Annotated in this window: 19 protein-coding genes and 1 tRNA gene; 11 read left to right on the top strand and 9 right to left on the bottom strand. The window is 67.1% G+C overall.

Features of this window, described 5'->3' with window-relative positions:
* Window positions 1–51 precede the first annotated feature (51 nt).
* Both AC5Y4T_RS15675 and AC5Y4T_RS15670 read right to left on the bottom strand, forming a co-directional pair.
* Window positions 52–402 (bottom strand): DUF3817 domain-containing protein, encoded by a 351-nt coding sequence (locus AC5Y4T_RS15675; protein WP_499954231.1) that lies wholly within the window; start codon window positions 400–402, stop codon window positions 52–54.
* Window positions 399–779: a hypothetical protein gene (locus AC5Y4T_RS15670; RefSeq protein WP_499954229.1), complete on the bottom strand. Its 381-nt coding sequence runs from the start codon at window positions 777–779 to the stop codon at window positions 399–401. The genes AC5Y4T_RS15675 and AC5Y4T_RS15670 overlap by 4 nt, the downstream gene beginning before the upstream one ends.
* A 96-nt stretch (window positions 780–875) precedes the next feature.
* On the opposite strand from AC5Y4T_RS15670, the gene AC5Y4T_RS15665 reads away from it, so the two are divergent.
* Window positions 876–959: transfer RNA gene (locus AC5Y4T_RS15665), tRNA-Leu, on the top strand.
* Between the two features lie 24 nt (window positions 960–983).
* Here the strand turns inward: AC5Y4T_RS15665 and AC5Y4T_RS15660 are convergent.
* Together AC5Y4T_RS15660 and AC5Y4T_RS15655 are read right to left on the bottom strand one after the other, a co-directional pair.
* The gene (locus AC5Y4T_RS15660) at window positions 984–1,688 is read right to left on the bottom strand and encodes a methyltransferase domain-containing protein (protein WP_499954227.1); all 705 of its coding nucleotides are present in this window, start codon (window positions 1,686–1,688) and stop codon (window positions 984–986) included.
* A complete protein-coding gene (locus tag AC5Y4T_RS15655; RefSeq protein WP_499954225.1) occupies window positions 1,603–2,334 on the bottom strand; it encodes a ubiquinone/menaquinone biosynthesis methyltransferase in 732 nt (243 codons plus the stop codon). The genes AC5Y4T_RS15660 and AC5Y4T_RS15655 overlap by 86 nt, the downstream gene beginning before the upstream one ends.
* A 377-nt stretch (window positions 2,335–2,711) precedes the next feature.
* Here AC5Y4T_RS15655 and AC5Y4T_RS15650 point away from each other — a divergent pair, with 377 nt between their 5' ends.
* The gene (locus tag AC5Y4T_RS15650) at window positions 2,712–2,843 is read left to right on the top strand and encodes a hypothetical protein (RefSeq protein WP_499921343.1); all 132 of its coding nucleotides are present in this window, start codon (window positions 2,712–2,714) and stop codon (window positions 2,841–2,843) included.
* Between the two features lie 477 nt (window positions 2,844–3,320).
* Window positions 3,321–3,650: a hypothetical protein gene (locus AC5Y4T_RS15645; protein WP_499921401.1), complete on the top strand. Its 330-nt coding sequence runs from the start codon at window positions 3,321–3,323 to the stop codon at window positions 3,648–3,650.
* 7 nt (window positions 3,651–3,657) lie between these two features.
* Here AC5Y4T_RS15645 and AC5Y4T_RS15640 read toward each other — a convergent pair whose 3' ends face one another.
* Window positions 3,658–4,083, bottom strand: a complete 426-nt coding sequence (locus AC5Y4T_RS15640) for a thiol-disulfide oxidoreductase DCC family protein (protein ID WP_499954223.1) — start codon at window positions 4,081–4,083, stop codon at window positions 3,658–3,660.
* A 243-nt stretch (window positions 4,084–4,326) separates the two neighbouring features.
* Here AC5Y4T_RS15640 and AC5Y4T_RS15635 point away from each other — a divergent pair, with 243 nt between their 5' ends.
* From AC5Y4T_RS15635 to AC5Y4T_RS15625, 3 genes are all read left to right on the top strand, one after another.
* On the top strand, window positions 4,327–6,933 hold the full coding sequence (locus AC5Y4T_RS15635; protein WP_499954220.1) for an ABC transporter ATP-binding protein/permease: 2,607 nt from the start codon (window positions 4,327–4,329) through the stop codon (window positions 6,931–6,933).
* Window positions 6,930–8,669 (top strand): ABC transporter ATP-binding protein, encoded by a 1,740-nt coding sequence (locus tag AC5Y4T_RS15630; protein WP_499954218.1) that lies wholly within the window; start codon window positions 6,930–6,932, stop codon window positions 8,667–8,669. The genes AC5Y4T_RS15635 and AC5Y4T_RS15630 overlap by 4 nt, the downstream gene beginning before the upstream one ends.
* A gap of 82 nt (window positions 8,670–8,751) precedes the next feature.
* A complete protein-coding gene (locus tag AC5Y4T_RS15625) occupies window positions 8,752–9,831 on the top strand; it encodes a phosphotransferase family protein (protein ID WP_499954216.1) in 1,080 nt (359 codons plus the stop codon).
* On the opposite strand, the gene AC5Y4T_RS15620 is transcribed toward AC5Y4T_RS15625, so the two are convergent.
* The 4 genes from AC5Y4T_RS15620 to AC5Y4T_RS15605 all read right to left on the bottom strand — a co-directional run bounded on the left by AC5Y4T_RS15620 (window position 9,817) and on the right by AC5Y4T_RS15605 (window position 15,703).
* Window positions 9,817–13,140, bottom strand: a complete 3,324-nt coding sequence (locus AC5Y4T_RS15620; RefSeq protein ID WP_499954214.1) for a helix-turn-helix transcriptional regulator — start codon at window positions 13,138–13,140, stop codon at window positions 9,817–9,819. The genes AC5Y4T_RS15625 and AC5Y4T_RS15620 overlap by 15 nt on opposite strands.
* 63 nt (window positions 13,141–13,203) lie before the next feature.
* Window positions 13,204–13,632 carry a pyridoxamine 5'-phosphate oxidase family protein gene (locus AC5Y4T_RS15615; RefSeq protein WP_499921353.1) on the bottom strand — a complete coding sequence of 143 codons (429 nt, stop codon included), beginning with the start codon at window positions 13,630–13,632 and terminating at the stop codon, window positions 13,204–13,206.
* A gap of 48 nt (window positions 13,633–13,680) precedes the next feature.
* Window positions 13,681–14,502 carry a mycofactocin-coupled SDR family oxidoreductase gene (locus tag AC5Y4T_RS15610; protein WP_499954212.1) on the bottom strand — a complete coding sequence of 274 codons (822 nt, stop codon included), beginning with the start codon at window positions 14,500–14,502 and terminating at the stop codon, window positions 13,681–13,683.
* 28 nt (window positions 14,503–14,530) lie between these two features.
* Window positions 14,531–15,703, bottom strand: a complete 1,173-nt coding sequence (locus AC5Y4T_RS15605; protein WP_499921356.1) for an acyl-CoA dehydrogenase family protein — start codon at window positions 15,701–15,703, stop codon at window positions 14,531–14,533.
* A 128-nt stretch (window positions 15,704–15,831) separates the two neighbouring features.
* On the opposite strand from AC5Y4T_RS15605, the gene fabG reads away from it, so the two are divergent.
* The 5 genes from fabG to AC5Y4T_RS15580 are packed head-to-tail and all read left to right on the top strand — an operon-like array spanning window position 15,832 to window position 20,894.
* On the top strand, window positions 15,832–16,566 hold the full coding sequence (gene fabG / locus AC5Y4T_RS15600; RefSeq protein ID WP_499921402.1) for a 3-oxoacyl-ACP reductase FabG: 735 nt from the start codon (window positions 15,832–15,834) through the stop codon (window positions 16,564–16,566).
* Window positions 16,563–17,789 (top strand): acetyl-CoA C-acetyltransferase, encoded by a 1,227-nt coding sequence (locus tag AC5Y4T_RS15595; RefSeq protein WP_499954210.1) that lies wholly within the window; start codon window positions 16,563–16,565, stop codon window positions 17,787–17,789. The genes fabG and AC5Y4T_RS15595 overlap by 4 nt, the downstream gene beginning before the upstream one ends.
* The gene (locus tag AC5Y4T_RS15590) at window positions 17,786–18,985 is read left to right on the top strand and encodes a CoA transferase (protein WP_499921360.1); all 1,200 of its coding nucleotides are present in this window, start codon (window positions 17,786–17,788) and stop codon (window positions 18,983–18,985) included. The genes AC5Y4T_RS15595 and AC5Y4T_RS15590 overlap by 4 nt, the downstream gene beginning before the upstream one ends.
* An 18-nt stretch (window positions 18,986–19,003) precedes the next feature.
* Window positions 19,004–20,197, top strand: coding sequence for an acyl-CoA dehydrogenase family protein (locus AC5Y4T_RS15585; protein WP_499954208.1), 1,194 nt, complete (start codon window positions 19,004–19,006; stop codon window positions 20,195–20,197).
* A gap of 4 nt (window positions 20,198–20,201) precedes the next feature.
* Window positions 20,202–20,894, top strand: coding sequence for a GntR family transcriptional regulator (locus AC5Y4T_RS15580; protein ID WP_499950231.1), 693 nt, complete (start codon window positions 20,202–20,204; stop codon window positions 20,892–20,894).
* Window positions 20,895–20,954 lie beyond the last annotated feature (60 nt).

The following is a 20,954-nucleotide window of genomic DNA, read 5'->3' as shown; positions in this document are numbered from 1 at the left end:
GGTGGGCATTCGCGGTGCCATACCGAGAAGGATCGGTGTGGCGGAGGTGGCCTACAAGCCGAAACGTGCCTTGACGTCCCGGGTTTGGAAGTGCTCGACGATGATGCCGAGCAGCGGGATGGTCCCGGATAGCAGCACACCGACCGTCTTGCCGAGCGGCCAGCGCACCTTGATCGCCAGATTGAACGCGGTCAAAACGTAGATGAAGTACACCCAGCCGTGGACGACCTCGATCCAGCGGATCTCGTGGTTGAAGGCGAGGTGCGAGACGATCTCGTAGCACAACGCGATGAGCCACACGCCCGTCGTCCACGCCATGACGCGGTAGCCGAGCAACGCGGTGCGGATCTTGTCGACGGGGACTGCGGGCGCCGATGTTCCGGGCGTCTCCGGTGTCGTCATGCGGTTGTCCTCTTCTGCTTTTCGGCGTCTTGCGCGGCGAGCTCGGCCAGGTAGGCGTTGTACTCCCGCAGCGCTGGGTCATCGGATGTCTGCGGCGCAAGCTTGGGTCGGTCGGGCAGCAACCCGGCGGGTATCTCCGTCATCGCGTCTGTGGTGCGCGGCTGTGGTGGTTCCTCTTCGTAGCGAACGAATTTGCGGTACGCGTAAACGCAGAACCCGGCGAACAGCGGCCATTGCAACGCATAGCCGAGGTTCTGGAACGAGCCGGAGACGGAATTGAACCTGGTCCACTGCCACCAGCCCAGGGCCAGGCAGCCGCACGCCGCGACGACCACCAGCGCGATCAGCGCCGGCCTGCGACGATGCGTAGTGGACACCCCTTGACCGTACCGCTCATGATTTGGGCCCGACGAATTCATCGGGTCCGCTCGTGACAACTTCAGGCTTTCGCAAGCGATACGATTGCCGGGCGCGCGGGCGTGGCGAAATTGGTATACGCGCCGGCTTTAGGTGCCGGTGCTCGAAAGAGCGTGAGGGTTCGAGTCCCTCCGCCCGCACTCGGAGCCGGCACCGAGGCCGTGTCACCTCAGCCCGTCGGTTCGGCCGACGCACAGCCTGAACAGGTGCCAGGAGATCTCGGCATGCACGCCGGCCTGGTCCAGGTACCTTCGCCAGTCGCTACGGCGAAAGCTTCGCGCGATGGAGATGACCCCGTCCTCGCGCAGGATGCGATGCCAGCCCATCAGGCGTGCCAGAGCCGGGAAACTGTAGTACGGCAGCGCGTGGCGCTGCAGGTCGACGATATGCCAACCGTACCTGGAGTTTTCGTTGAGCCAGGTCAAGAACTTGACGACATCCTCGTCGCTGAGGTGGTGGGTGAAGTCTGACGTGACGATGAAATCAGGCCGCTCGGCGAGGGCGCAGCGAAACACATCCGCCGTCTGGTACTCGATATCCATCCATCCAGGCGTCGCCGCACGTGCGATCACTGCACTGCGTGGATTGACGTCGATGCCCGACAGGCGCACTTTGAGCCCGCGCTGGTGCGCCCAGGCGGCGATGGCGCGCAACAGATCGCCATGCCCGCAGGCGACGTCCAACACGCTGACTGTGGCGTCGGCAGGGCGTGCCTCAGTGGCCCGCGCCAGCCACCGAAGCGTCGGGTAGTGGGTGAGCGTCAGGCGATTGACGACGCAAAGCTCATCCAGGCATCGGTGATAGGTGGCCAGGTCTGTGCTCTGGTCGTCTAATTGTTCTGGTTGCGTACTGCGCGCTGAGAGGCGCATCGGCCGCCCCTTTGCTTGCTTCTGCTGTCGGAGCGAGCGTAGGACGCTCGGACGCGGCGCGAGGCGAAAAAGCGAACATGCGATGCCAGGAGAATGCCCAGCCCGCCGCCGGCATCACGCGGAAGTACAGCAGGTCATGAATGACTCTGAGCGGCTTCGAGTTCGGCCGGCTGAAGTCCAGCACCATCAGGCGGCCACCCGGCCGCAGGACACGCCGGAATTCACGTAGCGCCTTCCCGCGATCCGCGACGTTGCGTAACCCGAAGCCGATGGTGACTACGTCGAACCGTGCGTCCGGGAACCGCAGATCCGTGGCGTCCCCTTCCTGGAAGGTGACGGACCCGTGCTGTCGGCCCCGGCCGACGTCGAGCATCGCTTCACAGGAGTCGACGGCCACGACCTCGCCGTCTAGGCCGACCGCGGCGTCCTCCACCAAAGCAAGGTCGCCCGTCCCGGTGGCGACATCCAGCACTCGTTCGCCGGGGCGGAGGGCGCAGAGTTCGATAGCCTGTCGCTTCCACACGCGATGAAGCCCCACCGTCCAAAGATCGGTCATCACGTTGTAGCGCGGCGCGAGCGCCGAGAACAGCTCCTTGACGTACCTGCTCTTAGCCTCGTCCGACTGGTTCCATCGCCGTGTAATCATCGGAAGCCTCCGCATATCGCGACGTTGCCCCCGATTCGTCGATGGGAGCATAAGCGCTGCCATGCTTATTCACTTCGGTAATTCCGGAATTACCGCGTCTGGTCGTAGCCCATCTCGGCTAGGTCACGACGGCAGGCGGGCGCGAAGCACTGGATCGTGCCTATCGGCGGCCGACAAGAAACTGGCAATCCCACGCGGGCCATCGGCGTGAATTCAGCGATTCAGGCACCCCACCTATGACGTTCCAGAACCGTCGGGGACATTGAAGTCTTTTCACCGATTAAAGGGTATTGCACACGCGCCCAATGACCGATATAACATCAATAACCGTCGGCGCTCAGAGCCACGGTGATTCAACTCGGAGAAAGGCGCGACCGATGAGGACAAAGAGCACCAAGAAGCTGCTGAAAGCCGCAGCACTGGCCGCCGTGTTGACCGGTGTGATGCTGGGATCCTCGGGCTGCATAACGATCGACCTTGGTGCGCCGGGCCGAATCGCAGCGCAATAACGCGCTGGCCGTACGCCGGAGATAAGGCCCGGCCCTTATCGCCGGCGTCGGCCACTGGCTCGGATAATGGCCGCCGTCACGTGCGCGCGGTCAACCCAAACAGGGCATTCCAATGCTTTGATTGTTCGTGCCGCGATGGCCGCCGTTACTATCGTTGAATAGACCGCACGCACACTGCGTTGGCAACGTGCCTATTCGGCATGCTTAACCGAAACGCCGATCACAACGCAAACGGTTTCATCCTCGCGGCCTGTGCGACGCGGCGACGAATTGTCACCGAATGCAGCCCAAAATCATTGCGGTTGACGATGCGATTCCTGGCCCCGGCTGCATTTGATGATGACACCGGCACGGCACTGAGAGCGCTGCCGTCTCGGAAGCGGAAGGCGTCCCGAACGGGCCGAAATCTCGACCGGCGTGAGCGTCAAATCCCTCCTGGCGGGTATCTGGAACCCACAGGAATACAAGGGAGGCGCCATGCCCACCGGAAACGAGCCATCACCACGAGGCGAAAACGCCGTCACCGCAGAAGATGTCGAGCTCGCCGAACGTAACGCCGCGGCGGCGCGCAAGCGCGCGGCTCGCGCGGGACTGTCCGCAGCGCAGAGTTTGGAGGCATCCGCGGCCCGCCACGAGCGATTCGCGAAGATCCAAGATCAAACTGTCCAACAAGGCGTCTCGCACACGGAAGAGCACCGCAGTTCGGCACTTAAGCACCGCCAAGCCGCCGAAGACGACCGCAGGCTGGCCGAACTGAAGCGGAAGGAATCCGAGGCGGACCTCGCATCGGCGCCGGGCACCGACTGACGCGCGGTCAGTCCTCGACGAAACGGGCGCGGACCTCCGGCGCCGGCAACGGGCAGCTGTCGTACTTGCCGCCGACGCGGTATCGAATCGCGGCGAACCTGTCGTAGAGCCAGTCGCGTAGTGGGGTTGGAATCACGCGCGCGACCGTGAACGCCCGCCACGCACCGCCGAGATAACTCGCAACGCGCAGCACTGCTTCGGACCGGACGGCCACCCGTTCCGCCGCCCCGCCCGGGTCATCCACGAATACCACCGAGTCGACGCTGCCGATCTCCGGGTGCCGCCCGATGATCGCTTTGGCGAAAACGCTCTCCAAAGCCGCGAACCGCAGGGGGCCGGTGGGATCGAATCGCAGGATCGTCCGCACCGACCGATTGCACACTCCGCAGACCCCGTCGTACAGCAGCACGGGCGCCGCCGACTCACCGCTCATGCCTCCCAGGTTACTTGAGCGGGATCCAGGTTGACCTATGGTAAGGCAACCCTTAGTTTGTGGGGTAACGTACCAGTTCGTGATCGCCCGGCCGCTGATCGCGGCGCCGATGTGGGGTCGTGGCAGGGCCGCATCCAGGCTCTGCGCCGCCCATGCGGGCCACATCGATCCGTGGCCTCGCGGTGGTGAATCCGCCGGGCCGACGCCGTCGATGGCGCGGGGCGCCGCGAGAAAGGACCGCTAATGGCACGCGGATTCTCCGGTGTGATGCTGCGCAGCTTCGGCGCGCGCGACCACACCGCGACGGTGATCGAAACCGTCCGGATCGCCCCGCATTTCGTGCGGGTGCGCATGACATCGCCGACGCTGTTCGAAGACGTCGATGCCGAACCGGCTGCGTGGCTGCGGTTCTGGTTCCCGGACCCGGACGGATCGAAAACCGAATTCCAGCGCGCCTACACGATCTCGGAGGCGGACGTTCCCGCCGGACGTTTCGCGGTCGACATCGTGCTGCACGATCCCGCCGGCCCCGCGTCATCATGGGCGCGCACCGTGCAGCCCGGGGCCACCATCGCCGTCATGGCCCTGATGGGCTCGTCGCGGTTCGACGTGCCCGACGAACAGCCGGCCGGCTACCTGCTGATCGGCGACTCGGCATCCATCCCGGGGATGAACGGCATCATCGGGGTCGTCCCCGACGACGTCCCGATCGAGATGTACCTCGAACAGCACGACGACAACGACACGTTGATCCCGGTCGCGCAGCATCCCCGGCTGCGGCTGCACTGGGTTGTCCGCCACGACGAGAAGTCGCTGGCCGCCGCGATCGAGAGTCGGGATTGGTCGGACTGGTACGCGTGGGCGACGCCGGAGGCCACCACGCTCAAGCAGGTGCGAGCGCGGCTGCGCGACGAATTCGGCTTCCCCAAATCCGAGGTGCACGCCCAGGCCTACTGGAGCGCCGGGCGCGCGATGGGCACGCGCCGCAACGACGAGCCGGAATCACCCGATCAGATCACGCCCAGCATTTCCACGGAAGACATTGCGGCGCAACTGGAATCGGCTCAGCAGGTGACTCCCGCCCAGGCGGCCCGCGGTAAGTGGCGTGCCCAGGGCGCCGGCCGACTCCTCGCGCCGCTGCGGTCGGCGCTGATCGTCTCGGGCGCGCTGCAGGCGGTGATCACCCTGGTGCAACTGGCGCCGTTCGTGTTGCTGGTCGAGCTGGCCCGCCTGCTGGTATCCGGCGCGCCCGCGTCCCGGCTGTGGGATATCGGCATCGCCGCGGTGTCGCTGCTGGGCCTGGGCGCGTTGCTCGGCGCCGCGCTCACCCTCTGGCTCCACGTCGTCGACGCGCGGTTCGCCCGTGATCTGCGAAAGCGGCTGTTGCTCAAGTTGTCTCGGCTACCCCTGGGCTGGTTCACCGCACGCGGGTCGGGATCGATCAAGCAGCTGGTGCAGGACGACACGCTGTCCCTGCACTACTTGGTCACCCACGCCATCCCGGACGCGGTCGCCGCTGCCGTCGCACCGGTCGCGGTGCTGGTCTACCTGTTCGCCGTCGACTGGCGGGTGGCGTTGGTGCTGTTCGTGCCCGTCCTGGTGTACCTGGTGTTGACGTCATCGCTGACGATCCAATCGGGCCCGCGCATCCCGCAGTCGCAACGCTGGGCGGAGACGATGAGCGGCGAGGCCGGCGCATACCTGGAAGGCCAGCCGGTGATCCGCGTCTTCGGTGGTGCCGCCGCATCCAGCTTCCGGCGCCGCCTGGACGACTACGTCGGCTTCCTGGTCGCCTGGCAGCGCCCGCTGGCCGGCAAGAAGACCTTCATGGATCTGGTCACCCGTCCGGCCACGTTCCTCTGGCTCATCGCGGTGACCGGCACCTTGCTGGTGGTCACGGGCCGGATGAACCCGGTGGACCTGCTGCCGTTCCTGTTGCTGGGCACCACATTCGGCGCGCGGCTGCTCGGCATCGCCTACGGTCTGGGCGGCATCCGCGCCGGCCTGTTGGCCGCCCGGCGCCTGCAGAACGCGCTCGACGAGGCCGACCTCGCCGTACACGACCACGACGAAGCCGACCAGGATTCGGCGGGCACGGTGGTGTTCGACAACGTCGGCTTCGGCTACCGACCCGACGTTCCCGTCATCCACGATGTCTCGCTGACCTTGCGGCCCGGCACGGTCACCGCGCTGGTTGGCCCCTCCGGGTCGGGCAAGTCGACGCTGGCCGCCTTGCTGGCCCGGTTCCACGATGTCGGGCAAGGCTCGATACGTGTTGGGGGACAGGATATTCGGTCGATGACCGCCGACCAGCTCTATGCCCAGGTCGGGTTCGTGCTGCAGGAGACGCAATTGGTGCACGGCACCGTGGCGGAAAACATCGCCCTGGCTGTGCCGGATGCCACCGCGGCACAAGTCGAGCAAGCGGCCCGCGACGCCCAAATTCACGATCGCATCATGCGACTGCCGAACGGCTACGACACCATGCTGGGCGCCGGAAGCGGGCTTTCGGGCGGCGAACGCCAACGGCTCACCATCGCCCGCGCGATCCTGGCCGACACCCCGGTGCTGATCCTCGACGAGGCCACGGCCTTTGCCGACCCGGAATCGGAATACCTTGTGCAGCAAGCGCTCAACCGGTTGACGCGGGACCGCACCGTGCTGGTGATCGCGCATCGATTGCACACCATCACCCGGGCCCACCAGATCGTCGTGCTCGACCACGGCCGCATCGTCGAACGCGGCACGCACGACGAGTTGCTGACCGCCGACGGCCGATACCGGCGGCTGTGGGAGGGCGGCCGCCGCGACCAGCTGACCGCAGGCACGTCCGGCGAGGGGGCACGATGATCCGCACGTGGTTGAGTCTGGTGCCGGCGGATCGCCGCAACCGGGTCATCACCTACACGGTGCTCGCATTGATCTCCGTGGTGGTGCGCGCGGTCGCCACCGTGCTGCTGGTCCCCTTGGTCGGGGCGCTGTTCAGTGACGACCCACGGCGCGCGCTGGTCTGGCTGGGCTGGCTCACCGCGGCCACCGTGACCGGCTGGGTGATCGACACCGCAACGGCGCGTATCGGTTTCAACCTGGGCTTCGCCGTGCTGGATCACAGCCAGCACGACGTGGCGGACCGGCTGCCCGGCGTGCGGCTGGATTGGTTCACCGCCGAGCACACCGCGACGGCACGGCAGGCGATCGCGGCCACCGGTCCCGAACTCGTCGGCCTGGTCGTCAACCTGCTCACGCCGCTGATCTCCGCCATCCTGCTGCCCGCCGCCATCGCGGTGGTCCTGCTGCCGGTCTCCTGGCAGCTGGGGGCCGCCGCGCTGGGCGGCCTGCCGCTGCTGTTGGGCGCGCTGTGGGCATCGGCCCGCCTGGCGCGGCGCGCGGATGCCGCGGCCGCCGACGCCAACAGCGCGCTCACCGAACGGATCATCGAGTTCGCCCGAACCCAACAGGCGCTGCGGGCGGCGCGACGCGTCGAGCCCGCCAGGAGCCTCGTCGGCGACGCACTGGCCGCACAACACGGCGCCACCATGCGCTTGCTCTCGATGCAGGTTCCCGGGCAGCTGCTGTTCAGCCTCGCCAGCCAGCTGGCGCTGATCCTGCTGGCCGGGGCGACCACAGCGCTGACCGTGAATGGAACGCTCACGGTGGCCGAGGCCATCGCGCTGATCGTCGTCATCGTGCGCTACCTCGAACCGTTCACCACCATCAGCGAGCTGGCGCCGGCGCTGGAAAGCACCCGCGCCACGCTCGACAACATCCGCTCGGTGCTCGCCGCACCGCTGGTGAAGGTCGGCGCTGCCTCACTGGCCGGCGGCGCCACGGCACCCCGCGTCGAATTCGACGACGTCGTATTCCGTTACGACGGCGCCGGTGCGCCGGTGCTCGACGGGGTGAGCTTCACCCTGGAGCCGGGCAGCACCACGGCGATCGTCGGACCGTCCGGCTCGGGCAAGAGCACCATCCTGGCGCTGATCGCCGGGCTGCACGAGCCCACCGGCGGCCGGGTGTTTATCGACGGAGTGGACGCGGCGACGCTGGACGGCGAAGCGCGGCGAGCGGCCAGCAGCGTGGTGTTCCAGCATCCCTACCTGTTCCACGGGTCGATCCGCGACAATGTGTTCGCCGGAGATCCCGGCGCCGGCGACGAGCAGTTCGCGCGGGCCGTGGCGCTCGCCCGCGTCGACGAACTCGTCGGGAGGCTTCCCGACGGTGCCGACACCGTCGTCGGAGAGGCCGGCTCGGCACTGTCCGGTGGTGAGCGACAACGGGTCAGCATCGCCCGCGCTTTGCTCAAGCCCGCACCGATACTGCTGGTAGACGAGGCCACCAGCGCGCTGGACACCGAGAACGAGGCCGCGGTGGTCGACGCGCTGACCGCCGACCCGCAATCGCGCACCCAGGTGATCGTCGCGCATCGGCTGGCCAGCATCAGTCACGCCGACCGCGTCCTATTCGTCGACAACGGCCGAGTGGTCGAAGATGGAACGGTTGACGAATTACTCGCTGCGGGTGGTCGTTTCGATGAATTCTGGCGCCAGCAGCACGAAGCTGCCGAATGGCGGATTCTGGCCGACTAGCGCACCGCGGTTGACCGCAACACTTGCGGTATGCCTTACAGTTTGTCAGTCGGACCCGAGCTGTACAGGAGGCGTGCTGCTAATGAGTGCTGTGCTGTCGATACCGCGTTACCCGGGCGATGTGACCCCGCAGTGGTTGTCGGCCGCGCTCAGCGGCGGCGGCACGCCCGTCGAGGTCGCCGACGTGGAGGTGCTCGCGATCGGTACGGGACAAACCGGGGCGACCTACCGGGTTACCGCCCGCTATGCGACGGATCCCGGCGACTTGCCGCAGACCTTTGTGATCAAACTGCCGGCCCAGGACGATACGGTGCGCGACCGCGTGGTGATCGGCTATCGCAGCGAATGCGCGTTCTACTCCTCGGTGGTGGATAGGGTCCAAGTGCCGACGCCACGGTGCTTCTATTCCGAGATCACCGATGATGCAATGGACTTCGCCCTGTTGCTCGCCGACCAGGCGCCGGCGGTGCAGGGCGATCAGCTCGTTGGGTGTGGCGAAACCGAAGCGCGCCTTGCGGTTACGGCGCTGGCGGGGCTGCACGCACCCAGCTGGTGCGATCCCGTCTGGCTTGATTTTCCTGGCATCGCGTTCGACCGGCCGGATGAGGCCGGCGCGAACGGTATGGGCGAGGTGGCCAAGATGAGCGCCGACATCACCCTGGAGAAGCTGGGCGATCGGATGAGCCCGGAAGACCGGGACACCTTCAGCGCGGCAATGGGTTCGATCGCACCGTGGCTGCTATCCGAGTACGACCGGTTTGCCTTGCTGCACGGCGACTACCGGCTGGACAACCTGCTGTTCGATCCCGAACGAACCAGGGTCAGCGTGGTCGACTGGCAGACGCTCGGTGTGGGCTTGCCGGCCCGAGATCTCGCCTACTTCACCGCGACCAGTCTCAATTCGCAGCTGCGCGCCGGCATCGAGGAAGACCTCGTCGCCGACTATCACCGCGCGCTGACGGCCGGTGGGGTCAGCGACTACGACAGCGAAACATGTTGGCGCGATTACCGCCTCGGGGTGCTGCAGGCGCCACTGATCTCCGCGCTGGGTTTCGCGTTCGCCGCGGCCACCGCGCGAGGTGACGACATGGTGCTGACCATGCTCAGCCGCGGCTGCCAGGCGATCCGCGAGCTGGGGACGCTTGACCTAATCGGCCACTGATCGGCGAGACGATTCCTGTGCCAACTGCATCCGCGACGTGAGCCCGAGTTTGGCGTACACGTGGGTGAGATGGGTCTGCACGGTGCGCGGGGAAATGAACAGCCGGGCGCCGATGTCCTTATTGCCCAGGCCCTCGCCGACGAGGCGGACGATATCGTGCTCGGTCGGGGTCAGCGAGTCCCAACCGCTCGGCGGGCGTTTGCGTTCGCCCCGCCCGCGGCGCGCGTAGGCGATCGCCTCGTCGGTCGGCAGGACCGCGCCGGCGTCCCAGGCCGCGTCGAATTCGTTTTCTGTCAACGCCGTGCGGGTCGCCTCGACCGACGCCGCGAAATCCGCGTCGTACACCCGGAAGCGGACTATGCCGGTGCGCTGCCGCGTCGCGTCCGCGGCCCCGAAAAGCCTGGCCGCTTCCAGGTGGCTCCCGCCGAGGTGGGCCAGCGCGGCCAGACACTCGAGCAGGTCGGGAACGAACAGGTGGGCCTGCGTCTCCGCGGCGCGGGTCAGCGCGTCATGGAGATCGCGTTCGGCCTGCCCCGGCTCGTTTTCCGCCAAGGCCACGCGAGCTCGAGTGAGCAGCGCCTGCACCGTGAACCAGCCCACCGCGGCCGCGACGTCTTCGTCGGCGAAGCGACGCGCAGCCGACAAATCGCCACGGGCCAGCGCGACCTCGGACGAGGGCTTGGCGGTGATGCTCGCAAGCGGCAAGCCGGCGAACCGCTCGCGTGCGGCATCGCTGGCATCGGTGGCCGCGCCCACGTCGCCACCGGCGAGCGCCGCGAAAGCCAGCGCCGCGTAAACGACACCTTCCTGGTACCGGCCGATCGCCACGGCATCGTCGAGCGCCTCCAGCGCGATCGCCCGGCCCGCGTCCGCCTGTCCGCTGTGGGCCAGCACGTGACCCAGGGCCGACCTGGCATTAACCTGCCAGATTAACGCGTGGGCCGCGTCCGCTTCGATCATCAATTCGCGATGCCGCGCTTCGGCCCCCGCGACATCGCCGCGCACCCATTGCACGTTGGTGAGACACCACCGGAATGCGCGCGAGTAGCCCCGGTCGCCGACCTCGTCGGCGAGGACGCGGCCCTCCGTCGCGGCCGCGGTCGCGGCGTCCAGATCTCCGGCGCCCAGCGCTGCAGTTAACGCCTGGCTGTAGAGGAGCTGGCTCAGTCTCCATCGGTCGCCCATGGCGCGGACCAGGTCCTCCGCCTCCGACAAGTACGGCCGAGCCAGTTCCGCGTTCCAGGCGGCGAGGCGGCCGCAGGCGGTGAGGGTGCGCGCCAGCAGCGCCGGATCATCCAGCTCGCGAGCTATTGCCAGCGAGCGCTGGGCTCGCGCAAGGCTTTCCGCGTCCCGCATGTTGTCCAGGAATGCCTTGTCGGCCAATGCCCGCGCCATTGTCCGGCGCGTCACCTCGGCGCCGGCCTCCGTGTCGGCCAGGCCGACTTCGAGCCAATCCGACCCTTCCTTGAGTCCGCCCCGCGTCAACCACAGCGGCTGCAGGGACGTGGCCAGTTGCAAAGCGCCGTCGGTATCGGAGTTCTCCCGGCTCCACGCGAAGGCGGCACGCAGATTGTCGATCTCGGTCTGCGCTCGATCGAGCAGGGGCTCCAGGCCGATGTCACCCGGAGCGTCGAGCACCGCCGCTATCGCGGTGAAATGGTCACGGTGCCGGTCGCGGACAGCGATGGCCTCAACCGATTCGCTCAGCCTTTCCTGCGCATACTGGCGGATCGTTTCCAGCAATCGGTATCGTGTTGCGCCGCCGACGGATTCGGCGATCACCAGCGACTTGTCAATCAGCAAAGCAAGCACATCGAGCACCTGGTGCGGCGCCAGATTCTTATCGCAGACCACTGCTCGGCAGGCGTCGAGGTCGAAGCCGCCCATGAAAACCCCGAACCTACGGAACAAGATCCGCTCCGGTTCGGTCAACAGCGCGTAGGACCAGTCCACCGACGCTTGCAACGTCTGCTGGCGGCGCACGGCCGTCCGCGACCGGCCCGTCAACAACCGAAATCGGTCTTGCAGGCCGGCCAGGATTTCGTCGGGAGACAACGCGCGCACTCGCGCCGCCGCCAGCTCTATGGCCAGGGGCATTCCGTCGAGCCGACGGCAGATCTCGTTGACCGCGACGGCGTTGTCGTCGTTGACGTTGAACCCGGGACGCGCGTGGCGGGCGCGGTCTTCGAAGAGCCGCGCGGCGTCGCCCTCGAAGGACAGCGACGGCACCCGCCATATCACCTCGCCGCTCACGCCGATCGGCTCGCGACTCGTCGCCAAGGCCGTCAGTCCCGGGCAGGACGCCAGCAACGCCGTGGCGAGCCCGGCGCTGGCATCCAGCAGATGCTCGCAGTTGTCGAGCACCATCAGCATGTGCCGGGCGCCGATGAACTGCAGCAGGCTTTTCTCCGGGGAGCGCCCTGGGTGGTCCGGCAATCCCAACGTCCGGGCCGCGGTGACCGGCACCAGGTCGGGGTCGGTGATCGGAGCCAGGTCGACGTAGCAGATTCCGTCGGCGTAGTCGTCCGCGACGGAGGCCGCTACCTGCACGGCCAAGCGGGTCTTGCCCACGCCGCCGGCACCGGTCAACGTCACCAACCTGCTGTGCGCGAGAATGCTTCGCACGCCGTCCATCTCGGTGGCGCGGCCCACGAAGCTGGTCAGCTGAGCCGGAAGACGTTGAGCCACAGACATTCCGGGCGCGTCACGCTTCCGTAGCGGCGGAAATTCGTTGCAGAGGTCGGGATGGCACAGCTGCACGACCCGCTCGGGACGGGGCAGATCGCGAAGCGCGTGGGTGCCCAGGTCGGTCAGCCACGCGTCGTCGGAAAGTGTGTCGGCAACGAGATCGCCGGTGGTGCCCGACAAAACCGTCTGGCCGCCGTGCGCGAGCTCGCGAAGCCGGGCGGCCCGGTTGATGGCCGGACCGACGTAGTTGTTCTCGTCACGCAATTGCACCTCGCCGGTGTGCACCCCAATCCGTAGCCGCAGCGGCGCTAGGGGAGCGTGTTGCAACGCAAGCGCGCACGCCACGGCATCCGAGGCTCGGCTGAAAGCGATGACGAAGCTGTCACCCTCACCCTGCTCGACCGGACGAATTCCGTGATGGGCGCCGACCAACACGGCGAGTGTCTGGTCCAATTTCGCGATCGCCGCGGTCATCTCCAGCGGTTGGGTGTCCCACAGCTGCGTCGAACCCTGGACGTCGGCCAGCAGCAGCGTCACCGTGCCGGTCGGCAAGGGCTCGTTCATGCCTAGCTCGCTCCAGTCCAACGGCGGCACGTCCGCCCGTGGATCGATTTCGCTCATGGTAGCCAGCATGAACTGAGCGCATGCCGTAAAACATCGGCGGATGCGCGTATATCTCGCGGCTCAGAGGTCGCCGGTGAAGTCGGCGCTCAGCCAGCGGTCGGGCCGGATGGTGAAGAGCACCTCCTCGACGCCTTCCATGCTTTGCACGAACGCGCGGCCGCCTTCCTCGCCGAGGTATCGGATGGCGATCGATTCCTGTAGGTCGGCCGGGGCCGGGTTGGTGGTCTCGACGATGGTGCCTTCCACCACGACGTACTGGTACGGCGGCTCCTCGCGCTGCACCACCAGCGTGACGGTGCCCGCTTGGGTGATGAGCCGGGCCTTGCGGCTGGACGCCCCGGTCATGATCCGGACGTCTCCGCCGGGGGTGTAGTCGTACCAGATCGGGACGCTGGCCGGCGGCCGGCCTTCGGTGGCGGCGACGGACAGCACGGCCACATGCTTGTCGGCGAGGAACTCCTGGCGCTCGGTTTCACTGAAGGCTTTCATGACGAGTGCAAACGCCGCGACCGTGGAGCTATTCCCGGGCTAACGCGATCAGTACTGCGTCGAGCCTTGATCGACCGGGATCTGTGCGGCGGTGACCTTGCGCGACTCGTCGCTGGCCAGCCAGCACACGGTATCGGCGATCTCCTCCGGCTCGGCGACCCAGTCCGGCAGGAACGGCGTGAGGACGTGCGACAGCTGCGGGTTGGTCTCCATGGTCTTGCCCACCGCGTTGACCATGTCGCCGGAGCCCATCGCGGTGTTGACCGGGCCCGGGTGAACGCTGTTGACCCGGATCGAGTGCTTGCCCAACTCCGCGGCGAAGGCCCGCGCCAGCCCGGTGACGGCGTGCTTGCTGGCGGTGTAGTGAATCATGAACGGCTGCATCTTCATGCCGGCGGCCGAGCTGATCAGGATGATCGAGCCGCCGCGGCCGCCCTCGATGATCTTGTCGGCGCCCGCCATCACGGTGTTCCAGGTGCCGGTCACGTTGATGTCCATCACGTCGCGGAAGTTCGCCGGGGTGATGTCGTCCCACGCCTGCGGAGCCGCGACCCCGGCGTTCGCGACGATGATGTCCAGCCGGCCCAGCTCGGCGACGCCGTCGGCGACCACCTGTCGCAGACCGTCGAAGTCGCGGGTGTCGACCACCGACGAGATGATCCGTCGGTCCGCCGCTTCGACCAGGCGCACGGTCTCGCTCAGGTCGCCGGGGGTCGCCGGATCGTAGGGCACGCACGACGGCAGCTTGCCGGCGATATCGACGGCGATGATGTCGGCGCCTTCGCGGGCCATGCGCACCGCGTGCGCCCGGCCCTGGCCGCGCGCCGCGCCGGTAATGAATGCCACTTTTCCGGCCAGCTTGCCGCTCATAGTTCTCCTCTGTTGGGTCCGGCCACTTTCATCGCTGCGCGGCCTTGACGAGGTTCGATCCGATGATCAACCGCTGAATTTCACTGGTGCCCTCGTACAGCCGCAGCAGGCGCACATCGCGGTAGATGCGCTCGACGGCAACGCCCCGCATGTAACCCGTGCCGCCATGAATCTGCACCGCGAGATCCGCGACATTGCCGGCCATTTCGGTGCAGAAGACCTTGGCGGCTGATGGCGCGATCCGGCGATCCTCGTCGGCGACCCACAGCCGAGCGGCTTCGCGCACCAGCGCACGGCCGGCCATCACGCCGGTCTGCTGGTCGGCGAGCATGCCCTGCACCAACTGGAAGCTGCCGATCGGCGTCCCGCCCTGCGTGGCGGTGGCGGCGTACGACACGGATTCGTCGAGCGCGCGTTGAGCGGCGCCCACCGCCAGGGCGGCGATGTGCACCCGCCCGCGGGCCAACGACGTCAGGGCCGCCCGGTACCCGTGGTCTTCGCTGCCGCCGACGAGCGCATCCGGGCCGACGCGGACGTCGGTGAAGTTCACGTCCGCCGTCCAGGCGCCCTCCTGGCCCATCTTGGCGTCCTTGGCGCCCACCTCCACCCCGGCGGCGTCGGCGGGAACCAGAAACACGGCGATGCCCGGGCCCTGGTCGTCGGCCGGCCGGGTGCGTGCGAACACCACGAAGAGATCGGCGACGGGCGCGTTGGTGATGAAGCGCTTCTGCCCGGAGATGACCCAACCATCCCCGTCGGGAACGGCTTTGGTGCGCAAGCCGGCCGGGTTCGATCCGGCGCCCGGTTCGGTCAGCGCGAAGGAGGCGACGACGTCGCCGGACGCGATCGACTCCAGCCAACGGGATTTCTGGTCGTCGGTGCCGAACCCCACCAACACCTGTCCGGCGATGCCGTTGTTGGTACCGAACATCGAACGCAGCGCCAACGACGTGTAGCCCAACTCCATCGCCATCTCGACGTCCTGCATCAGGTTGAGGCCAAGGCCGCCCCACTCCTGGGGAATCGCGTAGCCGAACAGGCCCATCTTCTTGGCCTCGTCGCGCAGGTCGTCGGGAACGCGATCGGTGTCGAGAATCTCCTGCTCGCGCGGGACAACGGCGCTGCGGACGAATTGCCTTGTCTGAGCGAGGATCTCGCGGAAGTCCTCGTCGGAGACTTCAGCGGCTTCGGCGGCGGCCATGGGCTCCACACTCCTCTCTCGATCCGGGACACCCCGGTTCAGGGCAGGATCCTATATCAAATATGATATTTGCCTTACGGGTGCCCTGTGGAGGCGACGACAGTGAAGGATGTGTGATCCAGGTGGCGATGTTGACAGGTCAGACCGCGGTAATCACGGGCGGAGCGCAAGGGCTGGGTCTGGCCATCGCGGAGCGCTTCGTCGCCGAGGGTGCCCGAGTCGTGCTCGGCGACGTGAACCTCGAGGAAACCCAGGTCGTGGCCAAGCAGCTGGGCGGCGACGATGTCGCGATCGCGGTTCGGTGCGATGTCACCCGGTCGGCCGACGTCGAAACCCTGATCCAGACCGCGGTCGAGCGTTTCGGCGGCCTGGACATCATGGTCAACAACGCCGGGATCACCCGGGACGCGACGATGCGCAAGATGACCGAGGAGCAGTTCGATCAGGTGATCAACGTGCACCTGAAGGGGACCTGGAACGGCACCCGGTTGGCCGCCGCCGTCATGCGCGAAAACAAGCGCGGCTCCATCATCAACATGTCCTCGGTGTCCGGCAAGGTCGGCATGATCGGCCAGACCAACTACTCCGCGGCCAAGGCGGGCATCGTCGGCATGACCAAGGCGGCCGCCAAAGAGCTGGCCTACCTGGGCGTCCGGGTGAACGCGATCGCCCCCGGCCTGATCCGCTCGGCCATGACCGAGGCCATGCCGCAACGGATTTGGGATTCCAAGGTCGCCGAGGTGCCGCTGGGCCGGGCCGGTGAGCCCAGCGAGGTCGCCAGCGTGGCGCTGTTCCTGGCGTCCGACCTGTCGTCGTACATGACGGGCACCGTTATGGAAATCACCGGCGGCCGCCACCTATGAGCGCGACGCGCCAGGCCGTCATCTGTGAACCCGTCCGGACCCCGATCGGCCGCTACGGCGGAATGTTCAAGGCGTGCAGCGCCGTCGACCTCGGCGTCACCGCGCTGAAGGGGTTGCTCGAACGGACCGGGCTGGCGCCCGACACCGTGCAGGACGTGATCCTGGGCCACTGCTATCCGAACAGCGACGCGCCGGCGATCGGGCGCGTGGTGGCGCTGGATTCCGGTCTGCCGGTGACGGTTCCGGGCATGCAGGTCGATCGGCGTTGCGGCTCGGGCCTGCAGGCGGTGATCCAGGCGTGCCTGCAGGTGGCCGCGGGGGACAACGACCTCGTCGTCGCCGGCGGCTGCGAGAGCATGAGCAACGTCGCCTTCTACTCCACCGACATGCGTTGGGGCGGCGCCCGCAACGGCGTTCAGGTGCACGACGGGCTGGCGCGGGGACGCACCACCGCCGGCGGCCGGAACTACCCGGTGCCGGGCGGAATGCTGGAGACGGCCGAGAATCTGCGCCGCCAGTACGGCATTTCACGCCAGGAGCAAGACGAGCTGGCGGTGCGATCCCACCAGCGTGCCGTCGCCGCGCAGAAGGACGGAGTCCTGGCCTCGGAAATAATTCCAGTGATCATCCGCAGTCGACAGGGTGACGACATCATCGACACCGACGAACACCCGCGCGCCGACACGTCGGTCGAGTCGCTGGGCAAGCTCAAACCCGTTCTGCTGAAGGATGATCCGGAGGCGACGGTGACCGCCGGCAACGCCAGTGGGCAGAACGACGCGGCCTCGATGTGCGTGGTCACCACCCCGGAGAAGGCCGACGAATACGGCCTCAAGCCGTTGGTGCGTCTGGTGTCGTGGGGCGTGGCGGGGGTCGCACCCGACGTCATGGGCATCGGCCCGGTGCCCGCGACCGAGGTGGCGCTGGCCAAGGCGGGCCTGCAGCTGTCCGACATCGACCTCATCGAGCTCAACGAAGCCTTTGCCGCGCAAGCGCTTGCGGTGATGCGGGAGTGGAAGTTCGGCGCCGCCGATCACGAGCGGACCAACGTGCACGGTTCGGGGATATCGCTGGGCCATCCGGTGGGCGCGACGGGCGGCCGGATGCTGGCCACCTTGGCGCGCGAACTCCATCGCCGCGAGGCGCGCTACGGACTGGAGACCATGTGCATCGGCGGCGGCCAGGGCCTGGCGGCCGTCTTCGAACGGGTCACGTCGCGATGACCGGTTCGGCGTTGCCACTGGACGGCCTCACCGTTGTGGAGGTGTCGAGTTTCGTCGCCGCCCCGCTGTGCGGCATGACGCTGAGTCAGCTCGGCGCAGAAGTCATCCGGGTCGACCCCATCGGCGGCGCATCCGATGTGCAACGGTGGCCGCTGGCGGCGGATGGCACCTCGATCTATTGGACCGGCCTGAACAAGGGGAAGCGTTCGGCCACCATCGATCTGCGGTCCCCGGAAGGCCACGAACTGGTTCAGCGGCTCATCATCGAGGGCGACGGCATCGTGGTGACCAACGCCGCGGGATTGTCCTGGCTCAGCCACGAGGTGCTGGCGGCCAAGCGCCCCGACGTGGTTCACGTGCAGCTACTCGGGCGCGGTGACGGATCCACTGGAGTGGATTACACGGTGAACGCGGGTCTCGGCTATCCGCTCGTCACCGGTCCGGCCGATCATGGCGGAGCGATCAACCACGTGCTGCCGGCCTGGGACGTGTGCTGCGGCCTGTACGCCGCGCTCGCCGTCGTCACCGCCGTCCGCCACCGCGAGCGGTCCGGGGCGGGGGCCCGGATCAGCCTGGCGTTGGAGGATGTCGCCCTGGCCACCGCGGCCAACTTGGGGTTGCTGACCGAGCCGCAAGTCAATGGGACACAACGCGAACGGCTGGGTAACGCGATCTACGGCCAGTACGGGCAGGACTTTCTCAGCAGTGACGGGGCCAGGTTCATGGTGGTCACCTTGACGGGGCGGCATTTTCGCGACCTGCTTGCGGTGACGGGCACCGACGGCGCGGTGTCGGCGCTGGCCGAGGCGCTGGGCGCGGATTTCGGGTCCGAGGGCGATCGTTACCGCTACCGTGACGTGCTTTCCAGTTTGTTCGCCACCTGGTTCAGCGCTCACACCGCCGACGAGATCACCATCGCGCTGTCAGGCACCACGGTGCTGTTCGAGCGGTACCGCACCTTCGCCGAGGTGGCCGCGGGTCCGAAAGTGACTGGCAATCCTCTGTTCTCGCGATTGCGGCAACCGGGTCTCGGCGAATACTTCGCCCCCGGGCTGCCGGCCGCGTTCGACGGCACACACCCGGCCAGCGCGCCCGCGCCCGCCCTGGGGCAGGACACCGCCGACATCCTCGCGCGGTTGGGTTTGACCGCCGCCGACATCGAGCGTCTGACGACCGCCAAGACCATCGCCTGCTGAGCAAAGGAAACGCAGCACATGACCAGACTCGCGCAAACGCTCGGCTTGACCGAGATGCAGACCGAGATCGTCGCTACCGTAAGAAAATTCGTGGAGAAGGAGGTCATTCCCCACGCGGCCGAGCTGGAACGGGCCGACACCTACCCGCAGGCGATTGTCGACCAGATGCGGGAGATGGGCCTGTTCGGCCTGATGATTCCGCAGGAGTACGGGGGGCTGGGTGAGTCGCTGTTGACGTACGCCCTGTGTGTCGAGGAGCTGGCGCGGGGCTGGATGAGCGTGTCCGGCGTGCTCAATACGCACTTCATCGTGGCCTACATGCTGCGTCAGCACGGCACCGACGGACAAAAGCAGCGGTTCCTGCCGCGGATGGCGGTCGGTGAGACGCGGGGCGCCTTCTCGATGTCGGAGCCGGAGCTGGGTTCCGACGTGGCCGCGATCCGCACCCGGGCGCGCCGCAATGACGACGGGACCTACACCATCGACGGCCAGAAGATGTGGCTGACCAATGGCGCCACTGCCACGCTGGTGGCGGTGTTGGTGCGCACGGACGAAGGGTCGGACAAACCGCACCGCAACCTCACCGCGTTCCTGGTCGAGAAGCCGGCGGGTTTCGGGGAAGTCGTTCCCGGACTGCGCATTCCGGGCAAGATCGAGAAGCTGGGCTACAAGGGCATCGAAACGACGGAGATGATCTTCGACGGCTACCGGGCCGGCGCCGGCGACGTGCTTGGCGGCAACACCGGCCAGGGTTTCTTCCAGATGATGGACGGCATCGAGGTCGGCCGGGTCAACGTGTCGGCCCGCGCGTGCGGCCTCGGGATTCGCGCGTTCGAGCTCGCGGTGCGCTACGCGCAACAACGCGAGACCTTCGGCAAGCCGATCGCCGAGCATCAGGCCATCGCGTTCCAATTGGCCGAGATGGCGACCAAAGTCGAAGCCGCACACCTGATGATGGTCAACGCGGCGCGCTTGAAGGACTCGGGTGAGCGCAATGACGTCGCCGCCGGGATGGCGAAATACCTGTGTAGCGAATATTGCACCGAAGTCACCCAACAGAGTTTCCGGATCCACGGCGGTTACGGCTATTCCAAGGAGTACGAAATCGAGCGGCTGATGCGCGATGCGCCATTCCTGCTCATCGGCGAGGGCACCAGCGAGATCCAGAAGAACATCATCAGCAAGCGACTGCTCGCCGAGTATCAGGTGTAAGCAGATGAGCGTTCCGGATTTCGCTGCGCGGCCTCAACTTTCCGAGGACGTCGCGCGCCTCATCCGCCGGCGGATCTTCGACGGGTCGTACGCCGCCGGATCGTACGTCCGGTTGGATCAATTGGCCGCGGAGCTGGGTATCAGCGTCACACCGGTGCGTGAGGCGCTGTTCGCGCTGTGCGCCGAAGGCCTGATCAACCAGCAACCGCGCCGTGGCTTTGTGGTGCTGCCGGTCACCGGACGCGACGTCACCGATGTGGCGAATGTGCAGGCGCATGTCGGTGGCGAGTTGGCCGCGCGGGCGGCGCTCAACATCACCGACGAGCAACTGCACGAGCTCAAGGAGATCCAAGCACAACTGGAGGATGCGTACGCCGGTGATGAACACGAACGCACCGTGCGGCTGAATCACGAGTTTCACCGGGCCATCAATGTCGCGGCGGACTCGCCCAAGCTCGCGCAGCTGATGTCACAGATCACCCGGTATGCCCCCGAATCCGTGTTCCCCGCCATCGAGGGGTGGCCAGAGCAATCGATGCACGACCATCGCCGGATCCTGTCCGCGCTGAAAAAGCACGACGCCAAGCTCGCCCGCGCGGCGATGTCGGAACACCTTGCCGCCGGGGCGGTGCCGCTGATCGATCACCTCGTCGCACGCGGAGTGGTGGCCGACGTCGGCGGTCCGACGTCTTCGTGAAGCCGCCCCGGCGGTATCTCTTGTTGCTCGCGCGCGCCTGGGTACCAGGCAAGGTGTCGT

The sequence above is a fragment of the Mycobacterium sp. NGS11 genome (genome assembly GCF_059813315.1).
The sequence above is the reverse complement of the archived record's forward strand: the minus strand, read 5'-3'. Positions and strand labels throughout refer to the sequence as shown.